The organism is Synechococcus sp. R5-12 (assembly GCF_047502655.1).
Classification (GTDB): domain Bacteria; phylum Cyanobacteriota; class Cyanobacteriia; order Thermostichales; family Thermostichaceae; genus Thermostichus.
Genome location: NZ_JANSIM010000021.1, coordinates 21,140 through 32,275, shown reverse-complemented (window position 1 = coordinate 32,275; position 11,136 = coordinate 21,140). Strand labels below are relative to the sequence as shown.

General features: G+C 60.7%; 5 protein-coding genes. 1 reads left to right on the top strand and 4 read right to left on the bottom strand.

Translation table 11 applies throughout. The features are described 5' to 3' along the window. Positions 1-56: 56 nt before the first annotated feature. Entirely contained in the window at positions 57-710 is a 654-nt protein-coding gene (gene tenA, locus NW843_RS01800) for a thiaminase II (RefSeq protein ID WP_414521941.1), read from the top strand. Here tenA and NW843_RS01795 read toward each other — a convergent pair. The 4 genes from NW843_RS01795 to rpoB all read right to left on the bottom strand — a co-directional run bounded on the left by NW843_RS01795 (position 707) and on the right by rpoB (position 10,806). Next, positions 707-1,429, bottom strand: a complete 723-nt coding sequence (locus NW843_RS01795) for a uracil-DNA glycosylase (protein ID WP_414521937.1) — start codon at positions 1,427-1,429, stop codon at positions 707-709. The two genes, tenA and NW843_RS01795, sit on opposite strands and share 4 nt — an antisense overlap. Continuing rightward, positions 1,410-5,324 carry a DNA-directed RNA polymerase subunit beta' gene (locus NW843_RS01790; protein ID WP_414521936.1) on the bottom strand — a complete coding sequence of 1,305 codons (3,915 nt, stop codon included), beginning with the start codon at positions 5,322-5,324 and terminating at the stop codon, positions 1,410-1,412. Before NW843_RS01790 ends, NW843_RS01795 begins: the two co-directional genes overlap by 20 nt. A 63-nt stretch (positions 5,325-5,387) precedes the next feature. Then, a complete protein-coding gene (locus tag NW843_RS01785; protein WP_414521935.1) occupies positions 5,388-7,271 on the bottom strand; it encodes a DNA-directed RNA polymerase subunit gamma in 1,884 nt (627 codons plus the stop codon). A 115-nt stretch (positions 7,272-7,386) separates the two neighbouring features. Next, entirely contained in the window at positions 7,387-10,806 is a 3,420-nt protein-coding gene (gene rpoB / locus NW843_RS01780) for a DNA-directed RNA polymerase subunit beta (protein ID WP_011433999.1), read from the bottom strand. Positions 10,807-11,136: the final 330 nt, after the last annotated feature.

Sequence of the window (11,136 nt, the reverse complement as noted above, 5' to 3'; positions counted from 1 at the left end):
GGCCTGTTTTGTTCTCTGGTAGGGCAGAGCAGGCTCAGGGCTACCGAAAGCCCGCCCTGTACTGCTTTAGCGGTCGGAGTCGGGTAGTTTACCCCATCTACAAGCAAATCCTCGATCACCCCTTCAACCGAGAGTTGGCAGCGGGCAGCCTATCGCGGCAGCGGTTCCAGTTTTACTTGCAGCAGGATGCTCTTTATCTCACCGACTTTGCCCGCGCCCTGGCCTTGATTGGAGCTCGTTCCGAAGGGGCTGAGCAGGTGGTGAGTTTCTTGAACTTTGCCCTGGGAGCCATTGTGGCCGAACGCAGCCTGCACGAAAGCTATTTTCGCCTCTACGACATTCAACCCGAAACAGCCTATGCCCCTGCCTGCTTCGCCTATACCCGTTTTTTGTTGGCTGCGGCGGCTGTGGATCCCTATGAGGTGGCCATTGCCGCTGTGCTGCCCTGCTTTTGGATCTACCGAGAGGTGGGATCCACCATCTATCGCACCGCGCAGCCTGACAATCCCTACCAACAGTGGATCGACACCTACGCCGGGGAAGAATTTGCCCAAGTGGTGCAGCAGGCTTTGGACATCACCGACTCCGTCGCTCAGCAGGCTACAGAACCGCTGCGGGAAAAGATGAGGGCAGCTTTTGTCACTGCCTCCCGGTTGGAATGGCTGTTTTGGGACAGTGCCTATCGCCTCGAATCTTGGCAACCCGCCTAATCCTCAGCCGGTCGGGCTGGCTTACCAGACAGCAACTGCTGGGCTTGCGCGAAAACGGCATCCAACATCGGCTCCGTCAGCAGCCGTGTGGCCGTGTTGCGCCGGCTGGGATGGTAAGACGCCAGCAAATAGCGACCCTCTGCCAAAGGAATAACGCAATTGTGGCCAAAGCGGGGGCGGGGCCTGAGAGGCGACAAGAGCATCAGAGCGTGTTGGAAGGCAAAATGCCCCAACGTCAGGATCACCCGCACCTGGGTTAGCAGCTCCAGCTCTTGTTTCAGGTAGCTCAGGCAGGCCTTGGCTTCTGTGACGGTGGGGCGATTGTCTGGGGGAGCGCAGCGCACCACGGCTGAGATGTAGCAATCCTGCAATTGCAGGCCATCCTCTCGGTGGGTAGAGGTGGGCTGATTGGCAAACCCGGCTCGGTACAGGGCGCGAAACAGCCAGTCCCCGCTGGGATCCCCGGTAAACACCCGCCCGGTGCGGTTGCCCCCATGAGCTGCCGGTGCCAACCCGATCACCCACAGCCGCGCCTGCGGATCCCCGAACCCTGGCACCGGTCGGCCCCAGTAGAGCTGGTCGCGAAAACGGGCCACCTTCTGAAGGGCGACTGACTCTCGCCAGGCCACCAAGCGGGGGCAGCGGCAGCAACTGACGATTTCAGTTTGCAAAGTGGCCCAATCCTGGAGACCCAGCGCCTCACTCCTCCTCGTCGTCATCCTCCTCTAGCTCGTCGAAGGCAGGGGTGGAATCGTCGATCAATTGATCATCCTCCAAGATCAAACGAGGCGGCAGCTCCGGCAACACCGCAGGCTCTTCCTCCTCTTCGTCAGGCTCCGGCTCGGCGGCAATCTCCTCGTAGGTGGTGAAGCCCGTGCCTGCCGGGATCAAGCGCCCGATGATTACGTTTTCCTTCAAGCCGCGCAGCCAGTCGGATTTGCCCTCAATGGCCGCCTCAGTCAGCACGCGGGTGGTTTCCTGGAAGCTGGCCGCTGAGATGAAGCTGTCGGTATTCAAGCTGGCCTTGGTGATCCCCAGCAGGACGGGCGTGTATTTGGCCGGCGCTCCTCCAGTAATGGCCATGGTGGCATTGATCTGCTGGATTTCCCGCAACTCCACCAGCTCCCCCGGCAACAGGATGGTGTCGCCACCATCATCCACCCGCACCTTGGAGGTCATCTGGCGCACCACGATCTCAATGTGTTTGTCAGAGATCTCCACCCCCTGGGAGCGGTAGACGTTCTGCACTTCGTTGACAAAGAAGCGCTGCACCTCCCGCAGAGCCAACCGTGCGGCTTGGTCATCTCCCAAGGTTTGGCGATGGTACTCGTAGTAGATCTCCAAGAGGTCGTGGGGGTTGGCAGGGCCATCGGTTAGGGGATCCCCCACCCCCACCGGCTGTCCATCTACCACGATCAAGCTCTGCCCCGGCAGCCCAGGATAGTCTCTAACCGTGCCATCGGCTTCGATGACCTTGAGATCTGGCTCTTCTCCCCGCCAGCTCAGTTGAACGGTGCCGGGCCGCTTGGCCAGAACACACATTTCCTTGGGCTTGCGGGCCTCCAGCAGCTCCTCAATCCGCGGCAGACCCTGGATGATGTCCCCCGTCTTGGCCCGCTCAAACACCAGGAGGGCCAGGGAATCCCCCCGCTGCACCAGATCGCCATCTCGTACCTGCAGAATGGCACCCGCAGAAACCAAGTAGGGCCGCGCTATCCGCAACACCACTTGGCCGTCCGTTATCTGCATTACCTGTCCCGACTGTGGAGAAGGGATCCCGGGAGCAAGCTCGTCCCCAACCCGCACCAGCACCCCTACCGCCACGCTGGCTGAACCTGTCAGGGGCACCTGCACCAGATCGTCGTCGGTAATCACCAGCACCCGCCGCACCACTTCCGCTCCCTGGCGGATCCCTTGGACGATCCCGGCCTTTTTGGCTTGGATTTCGGTGCGGGCGATAACATCTCCGCTGGCGATGGAGTCTCCTTCCTTCACCAACAGCCGCGTGTGGGTACTCCCCTGCGTCAGATCCGCTTCCACGTCGCGGCGCAGCAACAGGGTTTCCAGAATCACCAGTTGCAGGCGGCGAATATCTGGATCCTTCTCATCTTGGATCAGCTCGATATCGGCCTTCAGTTGTGGGGCGTCGGTATCGATTTCCAGCACCAGTTGGGTGCGCAGGAGCTCTACAGGGCCTACCGACTTCACCCGCTCCCCATCTTTGAAGGGAACCCGCTGCACCGCCCGCAGACGAATGGAGCGACCGGACTCGCTGGTGGACTCTTGAGTGGGCACCAAGGGCCGGTCGGGGATCTCGTACTCCTGCACCGGACGCAGCAGCAAGCCTGGGCCTTCGGGAGTTTCCACGTGTTCCAGGTAGACCAGTCGGTCGGGAACGATGCTGCTGAGCACCGGTTGCCCTGGCTGGATTAGTGTGCCACTTTTCACTTCCAAGTCGGCGGGGTTGTCCACCAGATGCAGGGATCCCGGCTTGATGACGATCTCCCGCAGAATGTCGTTCTTCTGGATGACTTCGACAACACCGGCATTCTGGCAAAAGATGTCTTTCACCACCTCGGTGCCCGCTTCCACATACTGGCCGTCGTCCACGTTCAGCAGGGAGATGTCCTTGTTCACCTCGTGGGTCTCTTCTGGGATCCACAGCAGGGTGCCGCCCTGGATGACTTCGTAACCTTGCTTGGCCTTGCCGCGCCGTGCCACCTCAATGCCGGCGAACTTCACCAAGCCTCCCGTCTGACTGCGGAAGTGGTTGTCGATCAGCTCCGCCACCACCTCATCGTTGCCCACTTTGGTGCCCGGAGTAGCCTTGAGAACAAAGGTCTGCCCACTGGAAGTGTCCAGCAAAAACTGCTCCCGCCCCTGGTGGGATTCCACCCGTACCCGTGCTTCCCGCAACACCACCGAAGCGTTGATGATCTCCACCTCGCGCCCACTTCTGGTGTCGCTGCGCTCCGGTAGCCGCACAATGCCGCCATGCTCCGTCACCAGCGAGGTTTCGGCGATCACATCCCCCGCTTCTACCCGATCCCCGTTTTTCACCACCGGCTCGGCCCCCGGAGGCAGGTTGTACACCTGTCCAGACATCACCCAGATCAATCCCTGCCGCTGGGCAGTGTAGGTGGTGTTACCCTGGCGGTCAGTCTTCTCCTCGATGGGCAGATCGGCAAAGCGAATTTCTCCAGCCAGGTCGGCCACCACCTCTTTCTGGGCTTTCTCGGTGCTCTTACGGCTGGCCTTGGCCAGGGACACCTCTGCAATCAACTGATCCCGCTGCACCTGGGCTCCGTCCCGCACCAGCAGGGTGGATCCCTGGGTCATGTCGAAGGACTCCCGTTGACCGTCTGGGCCTTCCAAGATGATTTGGTTGTTTACCTCCACTTGTAGAGCATCGTCGCCGTGGCGGGTACGGAAGGGGCGGGTGCGCAGATTTTTCGGGAACCGCACCACACCCGCAAAGGGGGCGCGAATTTGGCGGGCCACCTCCCCTGTAAACACGCCTCCCGTGTGGAAGGTGCGCATGGTCAACTGGGTGCCCGGCTCCCCAATCGATTGGGCGGCGATGATCCCGACCGCTTCCCCCAGATCCACCAGGCGGGAATGGGCCAAGCTCCAGCCGTAGCACATCCGGCACACGGAGCGGTTGGCCTCACAGGTGAGGGGAGAACGCACCATCACCTGCCGGATGCCGGCCTCCACAATCGTCTTGGCCAGGTCGTGATCCACCTCTTGGTTGCGACGGGCAAGCACCACCTGGGTTTCTGGGTGCACCACGTCGCGCGCCAACACTCGGCCCACCAAGCGCTCCTCCAGGGACACCACCACCTTGTCCCCGTCCATCAGGTATTCCAGAAGGATGCCCTGCTCAGTGCCGCAGTCAGATTCCCGCACGATCACATCCTGAGACACATCCACCAAGCGGCGGGTGAGGTAGCCGGAGTCGGCGGTGCGCAGGGCCGTATCCACCAAGCCCTTGCGGGCCCCATAGGAAGAGATGATGTACTCGGTAACGGTCAGGCCCTCGCGGAAATTGGTTTTGATGGGCAAATCGATGATCTCCCCCTGGGGGTTGGCCATCAGGCCGCGCATGCCCACCAACTGCCGTACCTGGGAGACATTCCCCCTCGCCCCCGAGTTGGCCATCATGTAGACGGAGTTGAGGGGATCGTTCTGGCGGAAGTTGCTGAGCATCTCCTCCTTGATCTGGTCGTTGATCTGGTTCCAGGTGTCGATCACCTTTTGGTAGCGCTCCACCTCTGTGATTTCCCCGCGGGTGTAGCGCTCGGTGGCCGCCTCGATCTCGGCTTCCGCTTGCGCCAACAACTGCCGCTTGCTGGGGGGAACGCGCAGATCTTCGACGCTGATGGAGACGGCTGCCTGGGTGGCGTATTTGAAGCCCAGGGTCTTCAGAGCATCCGCCATCTGAGCGGTGCGGGCTGTGCCGTAGCGGGCAAAAGACCAGGCAATCAGGTTACGCAGCTCTTTTTTGCCAATTTGATAGTTGCGAAAGGGCACAGGGGGCAAGGGGGTGTCGGCTTTGTTACCGTCGGCAGCCTGCCGCGCCAGGCCAGCGGAAAATCGTCCTTTTTCGCTCATGATGCCTCGCTAGAGAGAAGAGGAGAGAGGGGAGAGAAGAGCCGTCCTACGGCAGAGGATGAACTACGCAGACAAAATATCTTGCACGGTCTTGTTAAAAATGATCCGGCCCGGCGTGGTGCGAATGTACTGGCTGATCACGTTGCCGTCTTGATCCTCGCGGATACGGCGGTAGTTGGTGATCTTGAGGCGAATGCCGCCCGGTTCTTCGATGATTTGCGGCTCGGACTCTTTTTCGCCCTTGCCCAACTCCATCGGGCCGTGGTAGCGCACCCAGACCTTGCTGTGCAGGCCGATGGCGCCGCGGTCGTAGGCGATGAGAGCATCTTCCAAGCTGGCGAAGAAGCGATCGCCAATATCTGGCGCGTGGGGGTTGTCCGCCGTCAGGTAGTAGCACCCCAACACCATATCTTGGCTGGGGGTGATGATGGGAGCGCCGGTGGCCGGGGAGAGGATGTTGTTGGTGGCCAGCATCAGCAGGCGCGCTTCCGCCTGGGCTTCCAACGACAGGGGCACATGCACCGCCATCTGGTCGCCGTCGAAGTCAGCATTGAAGGCGGGGCAGACCAAGGGGTGAAGTTGAATCGCCCTTCCCTCCACCAGGATTGGCTCAAAAGCTTGGATCCCCAGGCGGTGCAGGGTGGGGGCACGGTTGAGCAAGACGGGGTGGCCGTCGATCACCTCTTCCAGCACATCCCAAATCTGTGGGTCATTGCTCTGGATCATCTTTTTGGCAGCCTTGATGTTGTTGACAATGCCCCGCTTGATCAATTTGTGGATGACAAAGGGCTGGAACAGCTCGATGGCCATCTCTTTGGGCAGGCCGCACTGGTGCATGCGCAGGCTGGGCCCCACCACAATCACCGAACGTCCGGAGTAGTCCACCCGTTTGCCCAACAGGTTTTGCCGGAAGCGCCCCTGTTTGCCTTCGATGATGTCGGAGAGGGACTTGAGGGGACGGTTGTTGGCCCCCGCCACCACGCGCCCCCGCCGACCGTTGTCGATCAGCGCGTCCACCGCCTCCTGGAGCATGCGCTTTTCGTTGCGCACAATGATCTCCGGTGCCATGATCTCCTGCAGCCGGGCCAGGCGGTTGTTGCGGTTGATCACACGACGGTAGAGATCGTTGAGGTCGCTGGTGGCAAAGCGGCCCCCATCCAACTGCACCATGGGGCGCAGATCCGGCGGGATCACCGGCAGCACCCGCAACACCATCCACTCCGGACGGGATCCGGTGGCAATGAAGTTGTCGATCACCCGCAGCCGCTTGATCAGGCGTGCCCGCTTTTGGCCGCGAGCAGTGGTGATCTCCTCCCGCAGTTGCTCCGCCTCTTTTTCCAGGTCGATATCCTTGAGCAGGCGCTCGATGGCCTCCGCCCCGATCATCGCCCAGTTCTCCGGCAGTTGCAGTTCGGATCCCTCCTCGTACATCTGATCTTCGATCTCGAGGAATTGATCCTCCGTCAACAGTTGCTTGTAAGAGAGATTCTGGGCATTGCCCGGATCCACCACTACGTAGGCGTTGAAGTACACCACTTGCTCCACATCCCGCAGCGGCATATCCAACAGGGTGGCGATGTGGCTGGGGATCCCTTTCAAATACCAAACGTGGGTGACGGGGGCAGCCAACTTGATGTAGCCCATGCGGTGGCGGCGCACCCGCGACTCGGTCACCTCCACCCCACAGCGCTCGCAGACGATCCCCCGATGCCGTACCCGCTTGTACTTGCCGCAGTGGCATTCCCAGTCTTTGGCCGGCCCAAAGATGCGCTCACAGAAAAGACCATCCATCTCCGGCTTGAGGGTGCGGTAATTGATGGTCTCAGGCTTGGTGACTTCCCCCACCACTTGACCATTCGGCAGGGTGCGCTGGCCCCATTCCATGATCCGTTCTGGAGAAGCCAAGCCGATTTTGACATAGTCAAAGCGTTGCTCTGTTTTGGCCATCGCCGTTTTCCTCCTGGCTTGCTGAACCCAAAGGAGAGGGAAGCCCCACCCTCCTTCGTGGGTTGAAGGGGATCCCCGTCACGTTCGCGTCAGGGGTGGGGAGCGCTCTCAACCCTCAAAAGTCCTCTTCCTCCTCCTCGTCCTCATCTTCCTCAAGGCTGCGGCTGGCATTCGCGTCAGCGGTGCGGAGCACTCTGGTAAAGGCGGGTGATGGCGAGAGATCCTCAGACGTAACCGATTCATAGGTGGGTCGAGAGGGAGTGTGACGGTTGGAAGTATCGGCCATCAGATCCACTTCCACATCGTGGGTTTGCCCTTCGCTGTCCACCTCCACCTTGTGTACCGACACATCTAGGCAGAGGGACTGCAACTCCCGTACCAGCACCTTGAAGGACTCCGGCGTGCCGGGTCGAGGGATCGGCTTGCCCTTGACAATGGCGTTGAGAGCCTCGTTGCGCCCCACCATGTCGTCGGACTTGACGGTGAGCAACTCCTGCAGGATGTAGGCTGCCCCAAACGCCTCCAAAGCCCACACCTCCATCTCCCCAAAGCGCTGGCCGCCCTGCTGCGCCTTGCCCCCCAGCGGTTGCTGGGTCACCAAAGAATAGGGGCCGGTGGAGCGGGCATGGATCTTGTCATCCACCAAGTGCACCAGCTTCAGCATGTAGGCGCGGCCCACCGTAACGGGCTGGTCGAAGGGCTCCCCGGTGCGACCGTCAAACACCTGGATTTTGCCGCAGTACTTGCCTTCCGGGTTAAAAATCCAGTCCTTGCCGGTCTTCTCTCGGGCTTCCCTCAGCTTGGCCTCCACCGTCAGACGGGAGGCTTCTAAACCGTGCATCTCATCAAAGGGCATCAGCTTGAAGCGCACTCCCAGATGTTCTGCTGCCCAGCCCAGCAGGCACTCGTACACTTGGCCCACGTTCATCCGGGAAGGCACCCCCAAGGGGTTGAGCACCACATCCACCGGTGTGCCGTCCGCTAGGTAGGGCATGTCCTCAATCGGCAAGATGCGGGAGATGATGCCTTTGTTGCCGTGACGGCCCGCGATCTTGTCCCCCACCTGGATTTTGCGCTTGAGGGCAATGTAGACCCGCACCACCATGTTGGCGCCGGGAGGCAGCTCATCCCCCTGTTCGCGGGTAAAGATGCGTACATCCACCACCCGACCGCGCTCGCCGTTGGGCACCCGCAGCGAGTTGTCCCGCACATCCCGAGCCTTTTCCCCGAAAATGGCCCGCAATAGCCGCTCTTCTGGGGGCTGATCCGACTCCCCTTTGGGGGTGACTTTGCCCACCAAAATGTCGCCGGCCTCCACCCAAGCCCCAATGCGCACAATGCCGTTCTCATCCAGGTCCCGCAGGGCATCTTCCCCCACGTTGGGGATTTCGCGGGTAATCTCCTCAGGGCCCAGTTTGGTTTGCCGGGCCTCGATCTCGTGCTTCTCGATGTGTACCGAGGTAAAGACATCGTCGTAGACCAGCCGCTCGCTGATCAAGATGGCATCTTCGTAGTTGTAGCCCTCCCAGGGCATGTAGGCCACCAACACGTTTTGGCCCAAAGCCAACTCGCCCCCTTCGGTCGCCGGGCCATCCGCCAGCACCTGGCCAGCCACCACCCGATCCCCCGTATAGACAAGGGGACGCTGGTTGAGGCAGGTGTCTTGGTTGGAGCGCTGGTATTTCTGCAGGCGATAGACAATTGGATCCCCGCCGTCATCTGGCCGAACCACGATTTCGTCGGCAGAGACATAGGTCACCACGCCATTGGTGCGCGACACCACCACCATGCCGGAGTCCCGTGCCGCCTGCGCTTCCAAGCCCGTGCCCACGTAAGGCCGATCCGGCTTAAGCAGGGGTACCGCCTGCCGCTGCATGTTGGCTCCCATCAAGGCGCGGTTGGCGTCGTCGTGCTCCAGGAAGGGGATCAAGGAGGTGGCCACCGAGATGACCTGCACCGGTGCCACCTGGACGTAGTGCACTTCTGTGGGGTGAGCGGTGGTGAACTCTTGGCGGTAGCGCACCGGCACCAAGTCGGCAGTGATGCGGCCCTCGGCATCCACCGGCACATCCCCAGGGGCTACGCGGTACTCGTCCTCTTCATCGGCAGTGAGGTAGACCATGCCCAGATCTTTGCGCACCACGCCGTTCTCGACCCGGTAATAGGGGCTTTCGATAAAGCCGTACTGGTTGACGCGGGCGTGGGTGGCCAGGGATCCAATCAACCCGGCGTTGGGGCCTTCTGGAGTTTCGATGGGGCAGATGCGGCCGTAGTGGCTGGGGTGGATATCCCGCACCGCAAAGCCGGCCCGTTCCCGACTTAGGCCGCCGGGGCCCAGGGCAGATAACCGGCGCTTGTGGGTCAGCTCCGCCAGGGGATTGGTCTGATCCATGAACTGGGAGAGCTGGCTGGAGCCGAAGAACTCCTTAATGGCCGCCACCAAGGGTTTGGGGTTGACCAAAGAGGCCGGGGTGAGGTTTTCCGACTCGGAGACTGTCATCCGTTCTCGGATGATCCGCTCCAGGCGATTCAGGCCCACCCGCACCTGGTTTTGCAGCAGCTCGCCCACGGAGCGCACGCGGCGGTTGCCCAGGTGGTCGATGTCGTCCACATGGCCGATGTCGTACTCCAAATTGATCAGGTAGTCGATGACGGCCAAAATGTCGGTGACGGTAAGCACCCGCACACTTTCGGCTACGTTCAAATTTAACTTTTTGTTCAGCTTGTAGCGCCCTACCCGGCCCAAATCGTAGCGTTTGGGGTCGAAGAAGCGGGATTCCAGCAACTGCTGGCCACCCGATACGGTGGGGGGTTCCCCGGGCCGCAACTTGCGGTACAGCTCCATTAGGGCTTCTTCTTCGGTGTAGGGCCCCTCTTTCTCCATGGTTTTCTGGAAGAATTCGGGGTGGCGCAGGTTGTCGTAAATCTCGGAGTCGCTCAGGCCCAAGGCTTTCAGCAGAACTGCCGCCGAGAGCTTGCGGGTTTTGTCGATGCGCACCCACACCAGGCCGTTTTTGTCGGTCTCGAACTTCAGCCAGGCACCGCGGTTGGGGATGAGGCTGGCGCTGTAGGTGCGACGCCCGTTTTTGTCCAGCTCCGATTTGTAATAGACGCCGGGGCTGCGCACAATTTGGTTGACGATCACCCGCTCGGCGCCGTTGATGATGAAGGTGCCCCGATCCGTCATCAAGGGCAGTTCGCCGATGAAGACGTCCATGTCTTTGATCTCGCCGGTCTCTTTGTTGATCAGGCGAGTGGGCACCCGGATCTGCGCTTGGTAGGTGGCATCCCGCCGCTTGGCCTCCTCAGGGTCGTAGCGGGGGCGGTTGATCTTGTACCCTTTGGAGGGATCCCCAGGGCGATATTCAGGCAGGAAGTGCAGCTCCAGCTTACCAGTGTAATCGATGATGGGGGAAAAGCTGAGAAGCTCCTCTTCAAACCCTTCTCGCAAAAACCACAAGAAACTCTCCCGCTGAATCTCCACCAGGTCAGGAAAGGTAGGAGCGACAGGGGATGGCACTGCTAATTGTGTCATGCGTTGCTCGGGAGGGGTCGCGCTGCAGTCAGGTCTTCCATTATAGAAACCCCGCCAACGATCGTCAACGAACGTTACAAAGGTCGAGGGGCTGTCCGGATCCCTTGAGGGCTCACTTGGAAAATCTCGGCAAAACCGCTGGGGATCCCCTTTTGGCTGCCGGGGCAGGGGCGGTTTCCGCCATGCCTTAAGGATTGTTCACATCCATTCACACTCAAGCAGATTATTCTAATCTTTAACCGTTTTTGCGGATCATCCGCTGCTCCAGCTCGGATTTCCGGTCAACCTTGGGGATCGGAGGGGTGGCTCTGACAGGCTCAGCCGGTCGAC